Here is a 21,208-nt window from a genome sequence, read left to right on the forward strand (position 1 = left end):
GGCCGGGAGCGAGTTCGCCTTTTTTCCCGTCCGGACGGTAAACTTTGCCCCGGACTGATTATCAGCAACGGGAGCTGCGGAATGTTGTCGAACAAACCCTTCTGGATATTGCTGATCATGGCCGACCTCGTTTTCTTTGCCGCGCCGGTCGTCTTCATCCTGGCAGCACTCGCCAACGACATGAGTATGAGCACCACAGTCGAAGCACTGGTTGCTCAGTATTCCGCCGACCGCACCAACCTGCTGGTGGTCAGCCTGATGGCGCTCGCGCCCATGCTCTTGCTTACGCTGATCATCTGGATCGGGCGGCGATTCGGCAAATTCGCACACTCAGGAGGCACCATTGCGCTCGGTGGCTCATTGGCCATCCTGATCGTCACGGTATTCGTGAACCTCGAGTACTGGCCGAAATTCCTGCCCGCGCGGACCTTTCTCGGTTGGCCACACGGTATCGAGTTTCTGCTGGGCCCGGCTATCGCGGCGCCGGTCGCGATGCTGATCGGCATGGTCATCGGCATGCTGGCAGCGCGCCGATGAGGCGTGTGATCCCGGCGCTCGCCGTCCTGCTGCTGTACGCGACACCGGCTGACGCGTGCCGCTGCGCGCAACGCAACCTCGCCGAGTACTTCAATGATGCCAACACCGTAGCGGTCGGCGCATTGGTCGAAACAGAAGTGCGCGATGGGCTCCGCTATCTCCACTTCGACCTCGCCGGGCCGAGCTACAAGGGCACACCGCTGCGAGCGGCTGGCAGCCGACTGACTGTCACCACGAATACTGATTCGGCAAGCTGCGGCATTCACCCGGAGATATCCGCTATTTACGTGCTGTTCGCCTATCCCAGCGACGACAAGCAGGGCAGCCAGTTGCACGTTGATAGCTGTAACGGCACGCGTGTACACCTGCCCGCCCATGGCGAAGAGCCGATAGGCTATCAGGACGTTCCGGCCCGTTTTGTCGCGCGACAATTGAACGGACTGGCCGGAATGAATGTATTGCGCGAAGTGTCCGCCAATGCACCACGGCCACATTCGGCGGACAACGAACGGCTGATCGGGCTGCTGGACCTCGCTCCGCTCGCGCACGGCGGGCATGTCGATGTTTACCCGGCGCCCGATGCAACGCTGCAACCACTCGCACGTATCGCAGACTACGCCGCGCTGGAAAGCCGCGAATACAGCTACGAACAACCCGGCACCGTGGTGTACGCCGCCATACCCGACTGGTACCGATTGAAGCTGGCCGACGGCTGCTTTGTCTGGGTAAAGGCCGCCGAGACCGGCACGTTTTTCAGCTACCCGGAGCTGGCCATCAACCGCCTGAACTATTTGACCGACGCCTGGGCTGGCTTTGTCTGGCCGGAACCGGGCGCCGGCCTGCCGTACCGGGATCCGCGCGTGGCCGTCAATGACGCTGCGGAGTACCCGGTCGAAGTTCATGAGATGGTGCTGGTCGGAGGAATGCCGTTCCTGCGTGTCACCGTCCTGAAGGGCGACGTTTGCAGCGGCAATGAACCGGGCGTACGCGCGACCGGCTGGATTCCGGCCTTTGGCGTTGATGGCGAAGCAACCACCTGGTTCTGGTCACGCGGTTGTTAACCGCGTAGCTTGCCTGGCCTCATATCACTGGTGTTGCGGCGGCTCGTTCTAGTCATCGAACTCCATCGCAAAATGAAAACAATTGATGTGGAAACCAGAGGCAAAATAAAACTGGTGCGCGCGATCCCGCTGTACGCCGGAGTCCAGGTGCAACATCTGGCAACCCTCGTCGATGGCGAACTCTCTTAACCACGCAACCAGTGCCTGCCCGTACCCGCGTGAGCGCAGCGACGGATCAGTGACCAGATCATCGACGTAGATCGTATCGCCAGCGAACAAGGTATGCATGAAACGGTAGCCCGCGACAGCAACCACTTTCCGGTTCTCTTCGATATAGGCGAGGTTGAAGCCATTCCCTTCCATCTCGCGAACGGTCTCGACGAACGTTTCTGCCTCAAGGTGCGGACGCAGGTATTTCAAGCAATCCAGACACGCCATGATTTCGGCATCAGTCTCTGCTATTCGCACCTGCAAGTGTGCCTTTCCGGCTTTGTTGGTCATTCGCGGTCATTTCCTGTTCGAGTGGGCTGTGGTCCGGCAGATACGCGCCCGGGCAGCGGCATTGTGCCACCGATTGTACCGCTGTCAGCCTGACCCGCGGCCACATCAGGACTGAGCAATACCAAGCAATCCAGTAGAATGTCGGCTGCGCGTCGAATCCGGTCACTCTGCAACGACTTATGGTGACCCGATACAACTGATCTCCGCCTACCGGAAGCCCTGATGACAGAAGAACTCGCCCGCTATCACCGGCAAATGCTGTTACCCGGCATCGGCGACAGCGGTCAGCGCCGCCTGTCAGGTTCGACCGCCCTGATTCTGGGTTGCGGCGCACTAGGCACCGTGTCCGCAGACATGCTGGCACGCGCCGGCGTCGGTCACCTGGTCATCGTGGACCGGGATTTCATCGAACTCACCAACCTGCAACGCCAGGTGTTGTTCGACGAGCAGGATGTAGCCGACGCACTGCCAAAAGCCGCAGCCGCACGGCGCAAGCTCGCGAAGATAAATTCGCAGGTCAAAGTCACGGCCATCGTTGACGACATCAATCACACGAACATCGAGCGTTTTGCCACCGGCGCCGACATCATTGTCGATGGTCTCGATAACTTTGAAACCCGTTACCTCGCCAACGACTGCGCGGTCAAACACGGCATACCCTATATGTACGGCGGTGCCGTTGGCACCACGGGCATGAGCCTGGCCGTGCTGCCGCACACGGCGAACGGCAACAGCGCCTGGGAGCAGGCAACGGCGGGTAACCTCGCGAGCCCCTGTTTTCGCTGCCTGTTTGAAGAAGCGCCGGCACCCGGCACGAGCCCTACCTGCGACACGATCGGCGTGCTCGGGCCCATCGTCTCGGTGATCGCCAATTTCCAGAGCGCCGAAGCCATCAAAGTCCTGACCGGCAACTTTGCTGCCGTCTCGCGGACCATGTTGAACATCGACATCTGGAGCAACACGATCACCCAGCTGAAGGTCGACAAAGCGCGCGACAACGGCAACTGTCCCGCCTGCCGGCAACGGTCGTTTGAGTTTCTTGCGGGCAAGGCCGGCTCGCGCAGTACGTCCTTGTGCGGTCGCAATGCCGTACAGCTTACCCACCGGCAGAACGAAGGTCGGGTGAATCTTGAGGAAATGGCCCGCCGTCTGGCAGCGCACGGCACCGTGACGGTCAATGAATTCATGCTACGGGTCGCGGTTAATGACAATGCGTACGAGCTGACGGTATTTGCCGATGGCCGCGCTATAGTTAAAGGCACTGACGACGCCAGCATGGCGCGCAGTGTGTACGCGAAATTCGTGGGCAATTAGTCGCCGGCACTGCAGAATCGTGGCCCTGGGCGGACTGCTTGATGCCGCGCGACGTATCCGGGACGGCCTGACGGTAAGCGCACGGCGCCATTTCGGATCAAGGTATGGGTGCGACATTGCGCTGATTTTCTGGCGTCCATGTCGATTCTGACCGTCGACAAACGACAACGTCTGTAACGTTGCAAAGACAGGGGGAACTATCGTGACTGCAATCCGGGTTTTAGTAGGTACGAGAAAAGGCGCTTTTATCCTCACCTCCGATGCCGCACGCAAAAAATGGTCCGTCGATGGTCCTCATTTTGCCGGCTGGGAGATCTATCACATGAAGGGGTCACCGCTTGATCCCAATCGACTGTTCGCCTCGCAATCGTCGAGCTGGTTCGGTCAGATCATTCAGCGCTCGGACGATGGCGGCAAGACCTGGGTCCAACCCGGCAGCGAAAGCGGCGATGCAAAAACCGACGACAACGGTATGCCAAAAGGCGAGAGCAACAAATTTGTTTATGACACGTCCAAAGAAACCGGCAAGCCGTTGACGACCCACCAATGGTACGACGGCACTCAGCACCCATGGGAGTTTGCCCGTGTCTGGCACCTCGAACCGGCGCTCGACGATGTTGATACCTGCTATGCCGGCGTTGAAGATGCCGCCTTGTTTAAGACAACCAACGCCGGCAAAACCTGGCATGAACTCGCCGGACTGCGTGGTCACGACACCGGTGCCGGCTGGAGCCCCGGTGCGGGCGGCATGTGCCTGCACACGATCGTGCTTGATCCGGCCAACAAACAACGCATTTTCTGCGCGATCTCTGCCGCCGGCGCTTTCCGTTCCGACGACGGCGGCAAGACCTGGAAAGCGATCAATCAGGGCCTGCATTCCGAATACATTCCGGATCCGACGGCGGAAGTCGGGCATTGCGTGCACCGTGTTGCGATAAACCCCAACAACCCGAACGTGCTCTTCATGCAAAAGCACTGGGACGTCATGCGCAGTGACGACGCGGGCGATACCTGGCGCGAGGTCAGTGGCAACCTGCCCAGCGACTTCGGCTTTCCCATCGTTGTGCATTCGCACGAACCGGAAACGATTTACGTCGTGCCCATCGAGAGTGACTCGTTGCATTATCCGCCCGAGGGCAAACTGCGCGTGTACCGCAGCCGTTCCGGCGGCGAGAACTGGGAGGCACTGACAAAGGGCCTGCCGCAAGAGCATTGCTACGTGAACGTCCTGCGCGATGCGATGGCGGTGGACACTGCCACGCCGTGCGGCGTTTATTTCGGCACCACCGGCGGTCAGGTGTATGCCTCTGCCGATGACGGAGACAGCTGGGCACCGATCGTACGCGACCTGCCAGCCGTACTGTCTGTCGAAGTGCAAACCATTCCATGATTCGTGTGAGCATGCCGCTGCACCTGCGGACCCTGGCCAACGTGGACGGCGAGGTGCTACTGGAGGTCGCCGTCCCCGTTACCACCAACAGCATTCTGGACGCGCTGGAAGCGAAGTTTCCAATGCTGTGCGGCACCGTTCGCGATCACGTCACTCGTGAGCGGCGCCCGCGCGTGCGGTTCTTTGCGGTTCAGGAAGACATCACGCACGACTCACCGGATGCACCGTTGCCAGCGGCGATTGCCAATGGCGACACGCCGTTCATGATTGTTGGCGCGATCTCCGGAGGCTAGTGCGGGCGACACCGCGCCGCTTAGCGTCGCAGTGCTTTGACCACCTCACGCGCCAGTCGCGGCTGCAGCTCAGACAGGAACCACGGGTTTTTCTTGAGCCAGATGTTGTTGCGCGGACTGGGGTGCGGCAGCGGAATGACAGCAGGTGCATAGTCGCGCCAGTGCCTGACTGTTTCTGTCAGGTTCTTCTGCGTTTTATCGAGATGCCAGGCCTGCGCGTACTGGCCAATAACCAGCGTCAGGCGAATATGACTCAGTGCCTGCAGCAACGGCTTGCGCCAGGCTGGCGCGCACTCGGGCCGCGGCGGCAAATCACCGGACTTGCCAGTACCGGGAAAGCAAAAGCCCATCGGCAAAATGGCAATCTTGCGCTCGTCATAAAACGTATCGCGGTCGATACCCATCCACTCGCGCAAGCGATCGCCGCTGGCATCGTCGAAAGGTACCCCTGATTCGTGCACGCGCTTGCCCGGTGCCTGCCCCGCGATCAGTATGCGCGCCGCTTTGCCGGCCTGCAGCACCGGACGCGGTCCGTGCGGCAGATGCGCTTGGCAGATTGTGCACGCGCGGACTTCTTTCAATAATGTCCCGATACCCGGCATTCAGTCGCTACCTTCAGCACCCCGAATCCACAAATGGCTGTACCAGCCGTACACGCCTTTTTTCGACACGTGTGGCGCCGTACAGGTGTACTTGCTGCGCCCCGGCGGCAACGGCGCAGCGGCTCGCACCTCCACGCTGTGCTGACCGAGGCGTTGCATGGACAATCGCTCGCCGCTGTTATTGAAACAACTCAGTTGCTCGATACTGAAACGGGGATCGTCCAGGAACAACTGCAGCGACGGCGGCGCGCTACTCTCTCTCAGTCGCGGCGGCGGATTTCGCACCTTGACCGGCAGCGGTTCCGAGTTGATCCGTTCCGCGAATGCCGCCATACCCGCGTGCGCCATCGACATCGGAAAACGCGGTACGGCCGTCAGCGATGAGAGCTGCCCCGCCGCCCCCGATTGCTGCCCAAGTCCGTACCAACCCAGATCGGCGAGACCCTGCTCGAGCTCGTCATTGAATTCGCCGTAAGGCCAGGCATAGACGCGCGGTGCAACGCCTACCTCGGCGCGTATGCGTTCTTCCGCCCGCTTGGCATCCAGCAAAAAGTACTCCCGCCTGTCGTCCGCGGAGCCGCCGCGCGGTAACGCGAGCGCCGACCGATGGACGACACCGTGGTTCGCAATCTGCGCGCCACTGTCCGCCAGGGTCCGCAACTGTGTCCAGTCCATGTACGCGGAATAGTCGCGATCAATGTAGTCGGTACTAACAAACACCGTGAACGGATAATCGTACTTGCGCAGCATTGGCCACGCTTCCTCGAAGACCGACACGTAAGCATCATCGAAGGTTATCGCCACACTGTTGTTCGGGAACGGTTTGCCTTTGGTCAAACGCCAGAGCACATCGTCCAATGGCAACACAGTGTAGCCTTCGTCGCGGAGAAAGCGCAGATGAGCGGCAAACAATTCCGGAGTAACGCTGGTACTCGCGGGCGTAGCGGTCGCGACGTGGTGGTACAGGAGAATGACCACGTGATCATCGACCAGACCTTGGTCCTCGCTTTGCGGCAATGCAATGCCTGTGCAAAGCACCAGGCTTAAGAACAGGCAGGCGGCCATGTTCAGTGGGGACACGATGCGCTCCGTATTCACAACGACGCAACCGTCAACGGTCGGTCGTCGTATCAGGTTGCTCGGGTTCCAGATCATTCTGCCGAATCATGGCCTTCACTTCACGCACGTATTCTTCGCGACGCTCTGAATATTCGGTCAAATGCTCGGCAAGGCGTAGCGCTGACAGTTTTTCGCCGTTTCTGCGCATAGCCTCGCGCGCTACCCGCAACTCCAGGTAACTGCGATGGCTGTTCAGATTATCCATGTAGCTCGCCACCGCGTCGTGGACACTCTCGAAGCGCCGGACCTCGTGATTGCGACCGCTCGCACGGTTGGAGGGCACCATTCCGCAACCGCGCGAGAAACACCATTCGCCGAACAATGCATTGCCGTTGCGAGCAAAGCGCGAACGACCCCAGCCGGACTCCTTTGCCGCCTGTACCAGCACCAGTGCTTCCGGGATGACATCAACGCGGCGTAGCAGCAGTTGCCGGGCCTCGTCCGCCGGCAATTCTTGCAGGTCAACGCCGTGGCGCTCGGCCAGCGCGGCGTAACGGCGGCGCTCGAAAAAACTCAATGAGCTTGTGTCACCAAGCGCGACCAGCCAAGCGCGATCATTGCGAATGCGACTGTTGTGGTGGCGAACGATGGGTTTCAAGAACCCGAAAAAAGCCGCTTTGCGCGCAGCGATGTCATCCACCGGCAGCGCGGGCAATGACTGTTCACCAACGTGCGGAACCTCCACGCGGAGCAACAGTAAACCGCCGGCGATAAAAACGGCGAGCGCCGATATGAACGCGTAGCGTGGCCGTATCTGAATTTGTTCGGTGTTCATTCCGCAAGCGCCGAACGTACGACGCTCATCTCATTCAGTAGCTGACTGTGACGTTCCCTGGCGTCAGTGCCTGGCTGCTGATCCGCGTCATCCAGCATGCCGTACAAATACGCAACCTGATCAACCAGCTTTGGCTGCATGTAGATACCCTCTTCGGTCCTGAGCAAGGCAAGTGCCATCTGCACGCGCTGCAAGCGAGCCTCATCCGCTTCGCTGATCGCGTCATTGTCGCGTCGGGTCGTCAGCGCGTCTGACTCTGCACTGAGCCGTGCTTCCAGGCGACGCGCGTCATCCAGCAGCGCCTGAATCTGCAGCTGCAGCGCGACCTGTTCACGGATATTGGCCAGGCTTGTACCGAACTCGAGCACGCGCGGATCAGCCAGCAGTTCAAACGCGTGTTCGGTAGTTGCCGAACCAACGGTGAGCCGCAACCGGTAACGGCCCGGCGCTGCCATCGGTCCGTTGCGGTAGCGGCGTTTCACGTCTTTGTGCCAGGCACCACGGTACGTCATGTCCCAGCGAAAGCGGTTCATTCCCTTGCTCGTCGACAAGGTCTCGTCCACCACGTAGTCAATTTCATTACTGGCCATGTCACGCGACTCGCTGGCCTCCTCAGCTTCCTCTCCGTCCGCAGCACGATACGAGTTCACGACCTGACCATTCATGTCGAGAATTTCAAGGCGCACATCATCGTCCGCCGCTGGCAGGTAATAGTCGATCACTACTGCCGGTCGTGGGTACTCGGGAACGCCGGAGTCGTCACTGTAGGAATGCCGGTATCGGTAAGTGTCTTTCGGCTGAAACAGGACGACTGCATCGTCAGTCATCTCGAAGTCTGCCTGCCGCAAGGTCGTTACGTTGTCGAGTAACCAGAAACCGCGGCCCATGGTGGACAGCACCAGGTCGCCGCGATGCACCTTGATGTCCGTCACCGGCGTTACCGGCAGGTTCTGCTGGAATGGCTGCCAGCTTTCGCCGTCGTCCAGAGAAATGAACATGCCGAACTCAGTGCCCGCATACAACAGACCGGGGCGCACCGGGTCTTCGCGGACCACGCGGACCGGATGATCCGCGGGAATACCGTTCTTGCCGTCGGTCAACAACGTCCAGCGCTGCCCGAAATTATTGGTCTTGTAGATATAAGGTTGCCAGTCGCCCAACTGATAACGCAGCACCGCAACGTACGCCGTCGTGGCATCGTGCGGCGAAGGTTCGACAGAATCGACCCGCCCTCCTTTTGGCATGCGCGGCGTAACGTTCTGCCAGTTCTCGCCGTTATCGCGGCTCACAAAGACCGGTCCGTCATTGGCGCCGGTCCAGATCACACCCGCCTGCAACGGTGACTCGCGCAGCGAATACAGCGTGCTGTAGAACTCTTCGCCGGTAATGTCACGCGTAATCGGACTGCCGGAAATGACCTGCTTGTCCGCTTCGTTGGCGGTCAGGTCCGGGGAGATCGTCTCCCAGGTAACGCCATCGTCCGTCGTGCGATGCACGAATTGCGAGCCGTGATACACCACGTCCGGATCGTGCGGCGATACATGAATGGGAGATACGCGTTGAAAGCGGTAGCGCAGGTCCTTCGGATTGTGGCCGTACATATTGGCGGCACCAACGTAGTAGCCCTTCTCCTGACCGGTTCGCTTGTCGTAGACACCGAAACGGCCTTTGCAATTCGCATACACGATGTTGTGGTTGCCCGGCTTCGGCACCGCAGGACCCGTTTCGCAGCCCCCGGTGTGCACCAGCCAGCCCAGCTTGCTCTGCACCGGCCCCGGCGCCTGACTCGGTACGGCGATGGTCGTGCCATTGTCCTGCTGGCCGCCGTACAGCCAGTACGGGTACTGGTCGTCGACTTCCACCTGGTAGACCTCAACCGTCGGCTGATTGAATTGCGTGGACCAGGTCTTGCCGCCGTTCCAGGTGATATTCGCACCACCGTCATTGCCCTGTATGAACAGCTGCGGATTGTTGGGATCGATCCACATATCGTGGTTGTCAGCGTGCGGCGGCTGCAGGCGGGTCCAGCTTTCACCGCCGTCAACGGACTTCAGGTAAGCCGTCGCCATCGCGTACAGCACGTTCGCATCCTGCGGATCGACGTCCAGATTGCCGTAATAAAACGGTCTCGTGCGTATGCCGCTCTCGCTCGAGACCTGTGCAAACGATTCGCCCTGATCCACGGACTTGTACAGGCCGCCTTCGTCACCGGGCGCCTCAACCAGTGCGTAGACAATGCTGGAGTCCGAGGCACTGATCGCGAAATCGATTTTGCCGATCAGTCCCTCGGGCAGACCTTTGGTGATCTTGTTCCAGCTTTGCCCGCCATCGACGGACTTCCAGATACCGCCCGTATCAGCGGGTCCACCACTGATAATGGTCCAGGGCGTGCGTTGCGCTTTCCACGCCGCGGCAAAGACGATGTCCGGGTTGCCCGGCAGCAGTTCGATGTCAGCGAAACCGGTCGTCGCCGAATGAAAGAGCACTTTGTTCCAGGTCTTACCGCCATCCGTGGTTTTGTAAATGCCGCGATCTTCGTTGGCATTGAAAGCCTGGCCGATAGCCGCCACCCAGACTGTATTGTGATTGCGCGGGTCGATCTCCACCGCGCCAATGTGAGCGGTATTGTCGAGACCGATGTGTACCCAGCTCTCGCCGCCGTCGGTCGACTTGTACATGCCCTTGCCCGCGATCACGTTGCTGCGCAGGCCATCCGAACCGGTGCCGACGTAGATGATATTGGCATCGTTCTGAGCCACCGCGATGTCACCTATCGACGGCGATGCGAAGTAGCCGTCCGAGACCGGTTTCCACGTCTCACCGTAGTCGTCGGTCTTCCAGACACCGGCACCGGAACCACCAAGATAGAACGTACCGGGCGCAGCCACTGTACCGGCTACCGCCGTTACCCGACCGCCACGCGTAGGTCCGAGATTGCGGTACTGAAAACTGTCGAATGCCTGGGCACTGGCAAACTCCGTGACCAGCAATAGCGTCGTTAACAGGACGAATGGCAGTTGCAACTTCATGGCTACTCAATCTGTATTGCCGCAGAATGCCTTGAGGTTATCACCTTGGGACACGGCGTCCACCGCCGCCCGGTGCGTCGAGCATGCCGCCATCAATGTTCAGCGGGCGACAATACTGAACGGCGGCGTCTCTGCCAGCACGACATCGCTGTCATCCAGCAACAACCGGACTGTGTAGCGCCCAGGTGGCAACGGCCACACACTGTCGGGTGACGAACCCACCAGCTCCGCCGTGCCGCTGATCCCGGCGCGGGTATGCTGCCAGGCCAGCGTTTGCCGATCACCTTCGACTGCGTACACGCCCAGCCAGTCATAGCGATGCCCCGGCGCATTGTGCCAGCTGACAGTCAGCGGCTCGCCGCTCGTGTAGCGGTCCTGGCTCATGATCACCGTCGGTGGGTTGTTAACGACCCACAGCGACGAACCGCCAAGCCGCTTGCCCGCCTCGTCAAGGCAGACAATGTCGTAGACACCATCAGTCTCCAATGGCGGCAAAGACAACTCGCGGCTTTCAGGGCGGATGGCATAGTGCTGCGTTGCCGCACTGCCGCGCCGACGGACGGTCAGGTAAGCGCTCGCGGCTAAACCGCTCAGGTGCACGACGACCGGTTGGTCGCGGCGGTAAACTCGCTGCGCGGTCGTCACTATGGCAGGCGCTGTTGCCGCGACAACCTGATAATCCGCGATGACCGCGCGGTGATCACTGGGCCACGGAGCGATGGGTATGGCGACATCCTGAGCATCAGGCTCGCCAGCCAGACGAACGCTCTGCAGTTCAGCCGGACCGGCATGCCAGATGAAATCGATGCGACTTTGCCAGGCGCCTTCTGCCTCCGGGTCGTAGCCGGACAATGGCGGTCGCGCTGCCCACCAGGTAAAGCCCGGGTGCAGCAATGGATCGGGATACGCTTCGCGGTAGCTGTCGCGAAACCCCGCCGCTGCCATGGCTGCAGCTACCGGCCAATTGACCGGGTAGCGACGAAACGGGTATGTCGTGATCGCGGCAGGCGACCAGTCGGCCGCAGACGGCGAGTTGAAATCGCCGGCGACGAACACGGGGATCCGCTCGCGTAACAGGGCCGGCAGTACAACAAGGTATCGCTCGAGGTCCGGCAAGCGAACCTGCCGTTCCAGCTGCAGTATGTCGGCCAACGATCGGCCGTCCCGTATCCAGTCTTCAGCGTACGGGTCCGATGGCAAGTGCACGTTTGCAACAGCCACCACCTGATCGGGGGCTGTTTCCACCAGCAGGTAAATGCCGTCAGCCTCGGGCGGGTCCAGCAATGGAAACCTGGACACGATGTGGTTGCGCAGGTTGTAGTGCCAGCCGAGTCGCTCGGCTATTTTTTTCAGCTCACCGTACGGTTCCTGGACGGCAACGATATCCGGGCGGGCAGCGTCGATCGCCCGGATGACGCTGTCGAAACTAACGTAGTCGCCGCCAAGTTCAATATTGAAAGACATGATCCGCAGCGCCGTGGTGACGCGATCAGGCGCAGTATTCTGTGACGCCGCGGCAGGGTCATCCTGCCTGCTTGCGCACGCTGCCAGTGCCAACAGTGCTGCTGCCGTTGCGACAACGACCCGCATAGCGACAGTGTAACGATGACTGGCAAAGAGCATGCGCGTGTCTCCGGCGTGCAGAAATTAACTGAGGACAGGGTCCGCTATTCACTGTCGCCGCTGCGGCCAGCCGTTACTTCATTCGGGTCGCAACGTAGTTGCGTATGTCCAGACTCAGATCTTCCATCGGTGCGTAATAGCCGTGCTCGAACGGTGCCGCATGCATGCCACGTTGGACGCGTTCACAAATGTGCCAGTCCTGCTGGTTTACGAGGTGCCAGAAATCAGCCGAATCGCCCGGATCAAAATCGTCGGCCTCGATGGCATTCGGGTGGAACAGCAGCCGGCAATCAATGAGGGTTTCTTCCGGCCCCAGCGGGAACAACATGAACGCCGCGGCATGATCCATCGCCAGGCTCAACATCAGGTTCGGGTAGATGAGCTCGCCGAAATGCCGGACCTTCTCTACCTCGTTCAGACCGGGCATTGGCGGTCGCGTGGTCTTGCCCGTCATCGTGAAAGTGTTGGTTCCTGCTCGCTGCGGCACACCGGCTTCCCAGTCCAGACCGATTGCGCCCTTCTCGCGGAAGGCCGGTACCACCGTACACAGCTCGGGGTGCACGCCCGCGCAGTGATAACACTCATTGTAGTTTTCAAGAATGACTTTCCAGTTGGCGGCAACCCGGTACTCGTAACGCCACCGGCATTGCAGTTCGTGCAACGGGTAGCGCGCGACCCGCTTTACGATCGGCCCAAGCTGCTGCAAGACGCCCGTGGCGTTGTCCGCTTCCCTGGACAAGCGCAGAAAAATGAAGCCACCCCACTCCTGCAACGGCACCCCGTACAAAGGCAACTCGCTCTTGTCGACCTCGATATGCGGCGTGTTCTGCAGGCTGCCATCCAGCCCGTAGCTCCAGGAATGGTAGGGGCACCGAATGCGCTTTCGAAAATGCCCGCTGCTCACACTGGCATCGGTCGAGTCAATCAGCTGGCAACCACGGTGCCGGCAAACATTGTAGAAGGCGCGCAGCACGGAGTCCTCGCCGCGGACGATCAACAGCTGTTCGCCGGCAAGCGCCAGAGAGCGGTAGTCGCCGGCTGCCGGACATTCTTCGCTGCGCCCGACGCAAAACCATTCGGCCGTAAAAATATCGCGGCATTCCCGTTTGAACCAGGAGGGCTCCAGGTAGGTATCGCGATGCAATGTCTGTTCCATCGGCCGCCGTAATCCGTGCTGCAATATGCGCGTGGGCGCAGATTATCACAGAGCATTTGCCGGCCCCGCTGCCGCTATTCCATATCGTGGTGCAAATACGCGAACCCGTGGCATTAGCCGCTACGCTAGGCACCTTTGCACGATCGGAAGCCATCGATGCCCGCCAACAAAGAATACGACGCGATCATAATAGGCGCTGGCCACAACGGCCTGACCACGGCCGCGTACCTCGCCGCTGCCGGCTTGCAGACACTGGTTCTCGAACGCCGTCCGGTCGTTGGTGGTTGTGCCGTCACAGAAGAAATCGACAGCGAGAAAGCGCCGGGCTGCCGGGTCTCTACAGCGTCCTATATCGCCAGCATGCTGCGACCGGAAGTGATCCGCGATTTGCGGCTTGCCGACTACGGCCTGCGGATGGTTGCCTGCGAACCCGGTGTCCAGGCCGCACTCCCGGATGGCCGCGTCGTGTCGTGGTGGGGAGATCGCAACAAGCTGGCCGCGCACCTGCAAGAAATTGCGCCGGCGGACGTCGACGCATTCTTTGCGCTCGACGACGAGCTGCGCCGACTCGCACTGTACCTGCAACCGTTCTTCCTCAATCCGCCACCGGACCCGGAGCGCCGCGGCTTTGCCCGGATCGGCGAACTCTGGCGTATGGCAAAACCCTTCAAGGGCATCGCCGGTCGCGAGGTCGCGGGCCTGACCCGTTTCATGACCATGTCATTGGGTGACCTGCTCGACGAGCGCTTCGAGTCTGATGCCATCAAGCGGCTCATCCTGTCCAACAGCTTGTATGGCAAACACGGCGGCCCGTACCAACCGGGTACCGCCATGGGCCTGCTGTTTCATCTGCTGTCCGGCGGTGAAGAAGAACGCCAGGGCTTCGCCGGCCACGTGATCGGCGGCATGGGCGCTATTACCCAGGCCATGGCGCAATCCTGTCGCGACCGTGGGGTCAAGATTCGCTGCGATGCGGAAGTCCAGAGCATTGATCGCAAAGAGTCGCAGGTGTGCGGCGTCACACTGACTGACGGTACGACGATAGACGCGACACTGGTGGTCTCGAATGCCGACCCCAAACGCACGTTTCTCGGCTTGTGCGACCGCGGGGCATTGCCAGACGATTTTGTGCGCGCTGTCGAAGCCATCAAAATGAACGGCCCGTGCGGCAAGGTTAACTTCGTCATGGATGCCGAACCGCAAGTAACCGGCATGCCAGCATCACACTCGCCGACGGAACGCTCGTTGTTCACATTGCCGCCGTCGCTACTGGAAGCCGAAGATTCCTACCACGATGCATTGATGGGACGATTACCTGCACACCTGTGGGTGGACTGTGTGCTTGCCTCCAACGTGGATGACAGTCTTTGCAGTGACGGGCGGCATGTCATGACCTGCTTCGTGCAATACCTGCCCTACAAGCTGGCGGACAGCAACTGGGGTGCACAACGCGAAACCCTCGGTGAGCGGGTTACCGCCATCATCGAAAACTACGCACCGGGCTTCAGCAATTCAGTCATTGCCCGCCGGGTACACACGCCGCTCGATCTCGAACAGGCGTTTGGGATTACCGAAGGCAATATTTTTCACGGCGACATCAGTATCAACCAGCTCTCGTTCATGCGTCCGGTGCCGGGCTACGCGCAATACCGCACGCCAATAGACGGTTTGTATCTGTGCGGTGCCGGAACCCACCCCGGCGGCGGAGTCACCGGCGCACCGGGTTACAACGCCGCCCGTCGCATACTCGCCGACCGTGGTTAAGCAACGGATCTATTGGTAATCGCGTGGGATGGTTTCCGTCCAGCGCTTTTGCCGGATCTGTTTGCCGTCCTGGCTAAGACGACGCTGAAAATCGTAGTACAGGTTGTTGCGATCACTGCGCAGGTGCAGCTCGCCTTCCCACAACAAGGTGCGATCCGCAAGTTGCACTTCTATGCTGTGCTGACCGCGCACAGACGTGTTTTGCGGTTGCTCGTCGGAGGTCCGATGCTCGATGGACTCGCGCCAGGTTTCGATGCCCCACGGGAAACGTGACGACGATGCATTCTCAAGCGTTACCACGGCTTCATTAGTCTTCGGGTCGCGCTTGATCGCCGACACTTCGCCATAACCGGAGGCGTTACCGCTGTCGAGCGTGGCGTAGCCGTCCAGTGCCGGGTTGTCAGCCGGCGGCAAGAAGTCGGCGGCTGGCGCACTGTCCGCCGGCAGCAACGGCAATGTGATTCGTGCGCCACTGTCGCCGCCGACCCGCAGCTCGGTCGTCATCGGTTCCGGCGTGGGCCAGAACATCGGCCATTGCGCGTTGCTGACAGAGATGCGAATTCGATGTCCTTTTGCAAACACCCAGGAGGTGAAGTGCAATTCGATGTCGAGTGGAAAAAACTCGCCGGCAACGATGTCCTGCGGTTCGCTGGCTGAATCGCGGTGCGTCCCGTTAAAGCCGGCGCCGGTAATAAGTGTTACCTGACCGTCCGGCGCCACATCCGACAGGCGCACAAACCAGTTGGCACGGCTTGCGCTGGCGGCGACGTTGAGCTCTGCCAGCGGCAAGCCGAGGATCTTAACCGCCTCATTGAGCGGTTCACTGTCGTAGACGAGGCTGTGCGCATCCGTCGGCCGCTGGTCCGGTGCAATATCGCCCCACCACATCACCGGCCCGCCCGCTTCGATGCCTTTTGATGGGCGGTACTGCAAGGCATGGACGGCCGCGTCCGTCGATGTCGAGGTCGTAAGCGAGTGATCGCCCTGCGCGCGCAAGGTCAGCGTGTCGCGGTTGGCGGGTGGCCATACAGCAATGTTCTGCCAGCGCCCGTTGATGTACTCGAGGTCCGTCTGCGGCGGGTGCCAGTCGCGCAGGTAGGCCACGAGCTCCGGACCATCGTGATAGCCGTTGTCGACACCTCGCAGCCATTGATCGAGAAACTGCACTGCCTCGTCGCGCCATTCCATTCCCGGGTTCGGCCAGGGATCATGCGGGAACGCGTGTGTCCACGGTCCGATGATCGCTTTCGCCGGTGCGTTCAGGCTCTCCAGCATGCGCGGCAGGCTGTCACGATAACCGTCATACCAGCCGCCGATATGCAGACTCGGTATCCTGATCTTCCGGTGAATATCCCGGATGGATTCGCGGTTCCAGAACGCGTCGTAGCGCTGGTGGCGCAGATAGCTCAGGGTCCACGGCTCGGTGTCAAAGCGGTTTTCGAAATAGGCTTGGTCGATTTCGAACTCAGGGGCGCCCGGCCGCGCATTGTCCACTTCCTGGCTCATCAGCCAGGAATCAACGTGCAAGATGCCGTCGATGTAGTGCACATCTTCCTGATACAGGTCTTCGGTCGCGTCCACCGCGATGAATGCTTTGAGCGCGGGCGGGTTCCGGCCTGCCAGCTGAATGGCATTGAAGCCACCCCAGGAAATCCCGAACATGGCCACGTTGCCATTGGCAAAGTCTTGCTTTGCCAGCCAATCGATAACGACTTCGCCGTCGTCCAGTTCCTCTGCCGAATACTCGTACGGAATCAACCGCCCTTCGCTGTTCCCGGTACCGCGGATATCGACGCGCGCCACCGCGTAACCGCGCTCGAGGAAATAGGAGTAGAGCTGCAGGTTTCGCGCTCGCGATTCAACACGCCGGTACGGCAGGTACTCGAGCAACACCGGGTAAGGCCCGTCACTCTTTGCGGGCAGATAAATGTCGGCAGCCAGGTGCACGCCGTCCGGCATTGGAATCATTGCAAGCTGCGGCGATTGCAAGGGCGACTTGGTACAGGCTGCCAGTACCAGCACGACTATCGCTGAAAGCGCCAAATCAAGCCTGCGCATCATCGCCATCCGTCGTGCGATCACCGCGAATAAAACACCAGAGCACAGCACCGAGGAACGCAAATAGCGCGCCTGTCGATACCGCCATGGTCCAGCCAAAGTGGTAAGCGACAAACGGCACCAGCAAGCCGCCGGCAAAGCCCGCACAATTGCCACCGGTGTTAAGTACGCCGCCGGCCGAACACGAATGCCGGCCCGAGACCGCGATGGTCGTGGCCCAGTACGCGGCTTCGGTGAGCTGCGTGCATCCAAAGCAGATGCACAGCAAGGTGACGGTCATTGTCACGGTCGTCGCGTTGGCACCGAAATACAACAACGCTGCACACAGCAACAGGCTGGGAATAGCCAGCCAGCGCGGCCCCCAGCGTAATCCGCATCGTTTGCTCAACCGGTCACAGACGAGACCGCCGAGGGTCGCGCCGATTGCGCCGAGAATCCATTGCGCCGAGGTCAGTATGCCGGCGTCCTGCGCACTGAACTCACGCACCTGTACGAGGTAGTAAAAAAACCAGTTAAAGAACAGGTAGAACACGTAGTTCATGCAAAAATAGCTGATCGTCAGCAGCAAGACGTCAGGATTACGTAACGCGATAAGCCAGGCGTTTTGCGCGGCCTCGGTCGGTACCGGCGGCCGCCCGGCGTCGATCAGCTGCAATTCACGCGCATTCACCGACTTATGATCCTTCGGGTAATCGCGCACGTACCACCACCAGACGCCGGCCAAGGCAAACCCCACCGGCGCAGTAATGAACAAGGCGCCGCGCCAGCCGTACAGCCCGATCAGCCAGACCATCAGCGGCGCGGTGGCCGCAGCGCCGAGCGTGAGCCCGGTACTCGACAGCCCATTGGGCAAACCCCAACCGCCGACAGGAAACCAGTTGGAGACGACACCGCAGCCGGTAACCGGGAACAACGGCGCCTGGGTCACGCCGACCAGAAAGCGCAGGATGATGAGCGCGCCAAGCACTACACCGGTTGCCATGCTCGCCGTCCCCGGCACCATGCCCGTCAGCAGCGTCAGCGTACCCCAGCAAAAGGCAGTGATGGCAAGCACCCGGCGCGCACCGAAGCGGTCACCCAGAAAACCGCCGGGAATCTGGAACAGGGCATAGCCGGCGGCGAAAGAAGAAAAAATCAGTCCGAGCTGCTGTTCGGTAAGGCCGAGGTCGGCGATCAGGTCTTCACCAATGATCGACATGTTGCTGCGCAGCAGGTAGGCGATGAAACTCGCAACCACGATCAGGAGCATGATGCGCCAGCGAATGCCGCTGTCCCGGTCTACCCGTTCGAGTCCCTGCATGGATACTCCGTTAGCGATGCGGCTCTAAGCCGACACTGCATGCTGCCAGAAAGTGGTCGACGATGGGGATTCGGATCCATATCGTGCACCAGCCGACCATTCCATAGGGCACAGACGGCTCATTCGAAACGATGGAACGGAGGCGGCTCCGTTTCGATTACACTGGTGACCTTATTAACTGCGAATCTGACGCTCATGAAAACCGATCAACTCAACCGGCTGAACAAACGACTGCGCCGCAAGGCGGGCGAGGCCATTGCCGACTACGGCATGATCGCCGAAGGCGACAAGATCATGGTCTGCCTCTCCGGCGGCAAGGATTCCTACACGATGCTGGACCTGCTGCTCGGACTGCAGCGCAGCGCGCCGGTCAACTTTTCTCTGGTCGCCGTGAACCTCGACCAGAAACAGCCTGGGTTTCCGGAGCACGTATTGCCGGAGTACCTCGACAAGCTCGGCGTCGAATACCGCATCGTCGAGAAAGACACCTATCGCATCGTCAAAGACCGCATTCCCGAGGGCAAGACCATGTGCTCACTCTGCTCTCGCCTGCGGCGCGGCACGCTGTACGGAACCGCGCAGGAAATCGGCGCAACCAAAATTGCCCTGGGCCATCACATGGATGATCTCGTGGAAACAATGTTCCTCAACATGTTTCACGGCTCGCGCCTGAAAACCATGCCGCCGAAGCTCATCAGTGATGACAAGAAAAACATAGTTATCCGGCCGCTGGTGTACTGCCGGGAACGCGACATCGCGCGCTTCGCGAAAGAACGTCAATACCCGATTATCCCCTGCACGTTGTGCGGCTCGCAGCCAAATCTGGAGCGCGTGCAGATCAAGAAAATGCTGCGGGAATGGGAACGTGAATCGCCGAACCGGGTGGTCAGCATTTTCAAGTCGATGCAAAGAGTTACCCGCAGCCACATGCTCGACACGGACCTCTACGACTTTGCCGGCCTGACCATAGACCGCGCCGATGAACTGACAGAACTCGACATTGCGTTCGACCCGCCGCAGCTAGGGGCTGTCGGCTAGCGCACCCTGCCAATCGCGGCCGCGCGCAAGCCGCGGATGCACCGGGTGCGCTACGGCTAACTGGGTTTCTATTTAATTTCGAGCGAAAAAAAAGGCCGGGATGCTTGCGCATCCCGGCCTGTGTCTTGCAACTACAGCTTTCTAGCGGTCGGTAATCCGCAGCACGACGCGGCGATTCTGCGCCTTGCCGGTTGCATTGGCATTGCTGGCAACTGGCTCGGCCTCACCGTAGCCGCGAACCGTCATACGGTTCATGGCAACACCGCGAGCCGCAAGGTAATCACGCACCGTCGCTGCACGTCGCTGTGACAGGCTTTCGTTGTAAGCCGCTGCACCGTCGCTGTCGGTATGACCCGCCACTTCAACAGTGATTGAAGGATTGCGTTGCAGGGTTGCAGCCGCATCGTTCAATACACGCTCGGCACCCGGCAGCAAACGATCCGAGTTCGATTCGAAGTTCACGCCCGGCAGCTTGATCTCTTCTTTGATCTCGCAACCGGCCACGTCAACCTGCGCACCGGCACGGGTGTTCGGGCATTTGTCGAGGCGGTTCACAACGCCGTCTTTGTCGTCGTCCAGCTCACAACCACTGGCATTGACCTGCGCGCCACGCGGCGTGTTCGGGCACTTGTCTTTGCTGTCCGCTACGCCGTCGCCGTCGCTGTCAACTTCACAACCGGACGCATCAACGCGCACACCGGCGGTCGTGTTCGGGCATTTGTCCGCTGAATCCTTGACGCCATCGCGATCAGAGTCGAGTTCGCAACCGTTTGCGTCAACCATTACGCCGCGCGGCGTAGACGGGCAACGATCACCGGCATCGGCAACGCCGTCGCCATCGGTATCAACAAACTTGACGGTCTTCGAACCAAACGGAATCTGCAGACCAACACTGGCGATATTGTCAGACAAAGAGGATGACAGAGCGTCGTCCGTACGATGCCGGTACTCAAGACGCAGGGCCACGTCGCTGTCGCCGAACATGTCTAGCAGCAGGCCGGCACCCAGTGAGCCCATGCCACCGTCGCGGGTCGGCGTGCCACTGACTTCGGTTTCCATGTAGCCTAGACCGAGAAACAGGTAAGGACTGACCTTGCCGGCACGATTAAATACGCGCTGCAGATCGACGCCGATCGCAAACTGGTCTTGCGAGGTCACGCCGTTCATGTTAGCGCCCTGCAAAATGGCTTCGAGGTTCCACGCGTCGTTAAGCACTACGCCCAGACCCAGCTGGCCGCCAGACACTTCATCGTCGACGCCACGCTCGGGATCATCATCGATAAAGCTTGCCATCGGCGAGAAATAGCCTTGCCCAGGCTGGGCATCGGCAAACGCCTGAGATGACAGAACAACCGTCAACAACAGGACGGCATGCGAAAAATATTTCATGGAGACTCTCCAATGGCGAATGCTGCACTGCAGGTAAATCGCCGAAATTGCACAAACGAAGCACGGCGAACACGCTCCCTGCCGAACTGACAAAGCCGTCCGACAGGTAGTGAATTCAACCGTATTAAAACGAGCAAGCGACTGACAGGTACCTTCCCAAACACCCGCATGCCCGTGACAAGCGGCGGCAAACTATCACAACGTGCGCAGAACGCAATGACAGTTTGCAATAGTTAACATTCACCGCCTTGCTGGCCAT

16 protein-coding genes and 1 pseudogene are annotated in these 21,208 nt (G+C 60.1%); 7 read left to right on the forward strand and 10 right to left on the reverse strand.

Annotation, left to right across the window (positions count from 1 at the left end; all coding sequences use genetic code 11):
- Window positions 1–81: 81 nt before the first annotated feature.
- Together BA177_RS16670 and BA177_RS16675 are read left to right on the forward strand one after the other, a co-directional pair.
- Entirely contained in the window at window positions 82–537 is a 456-nt protein-coding gene (locus BA177_RS16670; protein ID WP_068618076.1) for a hypothetical protein, read from the forward strand.
- On the forward strand, window positions 534–1,598 hold the full coding sequence (locus BA177_RS16675) for a hypothetical protein (protein ID WP_068618078.1): 1,065 nt from the start codon (window positions 534–536) through the stop codon (window positions 1,596–1,598). The genes BA177_RS16670 and BA177_RS16675 overlap by 4 nt, the downstream gene beginning before the upstream one ends.
- Before the next feature lie 48 nt (window positions 1,599–1,646).
- On the opposite strand, the gene BA177_RS16680 is transcribed toward BA177_RS16675, so the two are convergent.
- Complete coding sequence (locus BA177_RS16680; RefSeq protein WP_231892464.1) at window positions 1,647–2,099, reverse strand: GNAT family N-acetyltransferase; 453 nt, start codon at window positions 2,097–2,099, stop codon at window positions 1,647–1,649.
- A gap of 222 nt (window positions 2,100–2,321) precedes the next feature.
- Here BA177_RS16680 and BA177_RS16685 point away from each other — a divergent pair, with 222 nt between their 5' ends.
- The 3 genes from BA177_RS16685 (at window position 2,322) to BA177_RS16695 (ending at window position 5,096) form a co-directional block, all read left to right on the forward strand.
- Entirely contained in the window at window positions 2,322–3,413 is a 1,092-nt protein-coding gene (locus BA177_RS16685) for a ThiF family adenylyltransferase (protein WP_068618080.1), read from the forward strand.
- 202 nt (window positions 3,414–3,615) lie between these two features.
- Entirely contained in the window at window positions 3,616–4,803 is a 1,188-nt protein-coding gene (locus BA177_RS16690; RefSeq protein ID WP_068618082.1) for a WD40/YVTN/BNR-like repeat-containing protein, read from the forward strand.
- A complete protein-coding gene (locus BA177_RS16695; protein WP_068618084.1) occupies window positions 4,800–5,096 on the forward strand; it encodes a MoaD/ThiS family protein in 297 nt (98 codons plus the stop codon). The genes BA177_RS16690 and BA177_RS16695 overlap by 4 nt, the downstream gene beginning before the upstream one ends.
- Window positions 5,097–5,116: 20 nt before the next feature.
- Here the strand turns inward: BA177_RS16695 and BA177_RS16700 are convergent, their stop codons facing one another.
- From BA177_RS16700 to BA177_RS16725, 6 genes are all read right to left on the reverse strand, one after another.
- Window positions 5,117–5,698, reverse strand: a complete 582-nt coding sequence (locus BA177_RS16700) for a uracil-DNA glycosylase family protein (protein ID WP_068618086.1) — start codon at window positions 5,696–5,698, stop codon at window positions 5,117–5,119.
- The gene (locus BA177_RS16705) at window positions 5,699–6,853 is read right to left on the reverse strand and encodes a polysaccharide deacetylase family protein (protein WP_068618088.1); all 1,155 of its coding nucleotides are present in this window, start codon (window positions 6,851–6,853) and stop codon (window positions 5,699–5,701) included. It abuts the gene before it with no gap.
- Window positions 6,810–7,592, reverse strand: coding sequence for a glucosaminidase domain-containing protein (locus BA177_RS16710; RefSeq protein WP_068618090.1), 783 nt, complete (start codon window positions 7,590–7,592; stop codon window positions 6,810–6,812). Before BA177_RS16710 ends, BA177_RS16705 begins: the two co-directional genes overlap by 44 nt.
- On the reverse strand, window positions 7,589–10,621 hold the full coding sequence (locus BA177_RS16715; protein ID WP_068618092.1) for a WD40/YVTN/BNR-like repeat-containing protein: 3,033 nt from the start codon (window positions 10,619–10,621) through the stop codon (window positions 7,589–7,591). The genes BA177_RS16710 and BA177_RS16715 overlap by 4 nt, the downstream gene beginning before the upstream one ends.
- Before the next feature lie 99 nt (window positions 10,622–10,720).
- Window positions 10,721–12,244, reverse strand: a complete 1,524-nt coding sequence (locus BA177_RS16720; protein ID WP_068618094.1) for an endonuclease/exonuclease/phosphatase family protein — start codon at window positions 12,242–12,244, stop codon at window positions 10,721–10,723.
- Window positions 12,245–12,317: 73 nt separating this feature from the next.
- Window positions 12,318–13,400, reverse strand: a complete 1,083-nt coding sequence (locus BA177_RS16725; RefSeq protein WP_068618096.1) for an aromatic ring-hydroxylating oxygenase subunit alpha — start codon at window positions 13,398–13,400, stop codon at window positions 12,318–12,320.
- A gap of 156 nt (window positions 13,401–13,556) precedes the next feature.
- Between BA177_RS16725 and BA177_RS16730 the strand changes: the two genes are divergently transcribed.
- A complete protein-coding gene (locus tag BA177_RS16730) occupies window positions 13,557–15,164 on the forward strand; it encodes a phytoene desaturase family protein (protein ID WP_068618098.1) in 1,608 nt (535 codons plus the stop codon).
- Window positions 15,165–15,173: 9 nt separating this feature from the next.
- Here BA177_RS16730 and BA177_RS16735 read toward each other — a convergent pair whose 3' ends face one another.
- Both BA177_RS16735 and BA177_RS16740 read right to left on the reverse strand, forming a co-directional pair.
- Complete coding sequence (locus BA177_RS16735; RefSeq protein WP_197493210.1) at window positions 15,174–17,132, reverse strand: CocE/NonD family hydrolase; 1,959 nt, start codon at window positions 17,130–17,132, stop codon at window positions 15,174–15,176.
- 76 nt (window positions 17,133–17,208) lie between these two features.
- Window positions 17,209–18,522: an MFS transporter gene (locus BA177_RS16740; protein ID WP_068618102.1), complete on the reverse strand. Its 1,314-nt coding sequence runs from the start codon at window positions 18,520–18,522 to the stop codon at window positions 17,209–17,211.
- A gap of 195 nt (window positions 18,523–18,717) precedes the next feature.
- Here BA177_RS16740 and ttcA point away from each other — a divergent pair.
- Window positions 18,718–19,545, forward strand: a pseudogene (gene ttcA / locus BA177_RS16745) (tRNA 2-thiocytidine(32) synthetase TtcA); the annotation flags it as partial.
- 156 nt (window positions 19,546–19,701) lie between these two features.
- On the opposite strand, the gene BA177_RS19055 reads toward ttcA, so the two are convergent.
- On the reverse strand, window positions 19,702–20,949 hold the full coding sequence (locus tag BA177_RS19055; protein WP_068618106.1) for an OmpA family protein: 1,248 nt from the start codon (window positions 20,947–20,949) through the stop codon (window positions 19,702–19,704).
- Between the last annotated feature and the right edge of the window lie 259 nt (window positions 20,950–21,208).

Source organism: Woeseia oceani, from assembly GCF_001677435.1.
Taxonomy (GTDB): Bacteria; Pseudomonadota; Gammaproteobacteria; order Steroidobacterales; family Woeseiaceae; genus Woeseia; species Woeseia oceani.

What these genes read in the sequence shown, in the direction of transcription:
- BA177_RS16670 (WP_068618076.1), top strand. Translation starts at nt 82, where the DNA reads ATGTTGTCGAACAAACCCTTCTGGATATTGCTGATCATGGCCGACCTC.
- BA177_RS16675 (WP_068618078.1), top strand. Translation starts at nt 534, where the DNA reads ATGAGGCGTGTGATCCCGGCGCTCGCCGTCCTGCTGCTGTACGCGACA.
- BA177_RS16680 (WP_231892464.1), bottom strand. Translation starts at nt 2,099, where the DNA reads ATGACCAACAAAGCCGGAAAGGCACACTTGCAGGTGCGAATAGCAGAG.
- BA177_RS16685 (WP_068618080.1), top strand. Translation starts at nt 2,322, where the DNA reads ATGACAGAAGAACTCGCCCGCTATCACCGGCAAATGCTGTTACCCGGC.
- BA177_RS16695 (WP_068618084.1), top strand. Translation starts at nt 4,800, where the DNA reads ATGATTCGTGTGAGCATGCCGCTGCACCTGCGGACCCTGGCCAACGTG.
- BA177_RS16700 (WP_068618086.1), bottom strand. Translation starts at nt 5,698, where the DNA reads ATGCCGGGTATCGGGACATTATTGAAAGAAGTCCGCGCGTGCACAATC.
- BA177_RS16705 (WP_068618088.1), bottom strand. Translation starts at nt 6,853, where the DNA reads ATGATCTGGAACCCGAGCAACCTGATACGACGACCGACCGTTGACGGT.
- BA177_RS16710 (WP_068618090.1), bottom strand. Translation starts at nt 7,592, where the DNA reads ATGAACACCGAACAAATTCAGATACGGCCACGCTACGCGTTCATATCG.
- BA177_RS16715 (WP_068618092.1), bottom strand. Translation starts at nt 10,621, where the DNA reads ATGAAGTTGCAACTGCCATTCGTCCTGTTAACGACGCTATTGCTGGTC.
- BA177_RS16720 (WP_068618094.1), bottom strand. Translation starts at nt 12,244, where the DNA reads ATGCTCTTTGCCAGTCATCGTTACACTGTCGCTATGCGGGTCGTTGTC.
- BA177_RS16725 (WP_068618096.1), bottom strand. Translation starts at nt 13,400, where the DNA reads ATGGAACAGACATTGCATCGCGATACCTACCTGGAGCCCTCCTGGTTC.
- BA177_RS16730 (WP_068618098.1), top strand. Translation starts at nt 13,557, where the DNA reads ATGCCCGCCAACAAAGAATACGACGCGATCATAATAGGCGCTGGCCAC.
- BA177_RS16735 (WP_197493210.1), bottom strand. Translation starts at nt 17,132, where the DNA reads ATGATTCCAATGCCGGACGGCGTGCACCTGGCTGCCGACATTTATCTG.
- BA177_RS16740 (WP_068618102.1), bottom strand. Translation starts at nt 18,522, where the DNA reads ATGCAGGGACTCGAACGGGTAGACCGGGACAGCGGCATTCGCTGGCGC.
- BA177_RS19055 (WP_068618106.1), bottom strand. Translation starts at nt 20,949, where the DNA reads ATGAAATATTTTTCGCATGCCGTCCTGTTGTTGACGGTTGTTCTGTCA.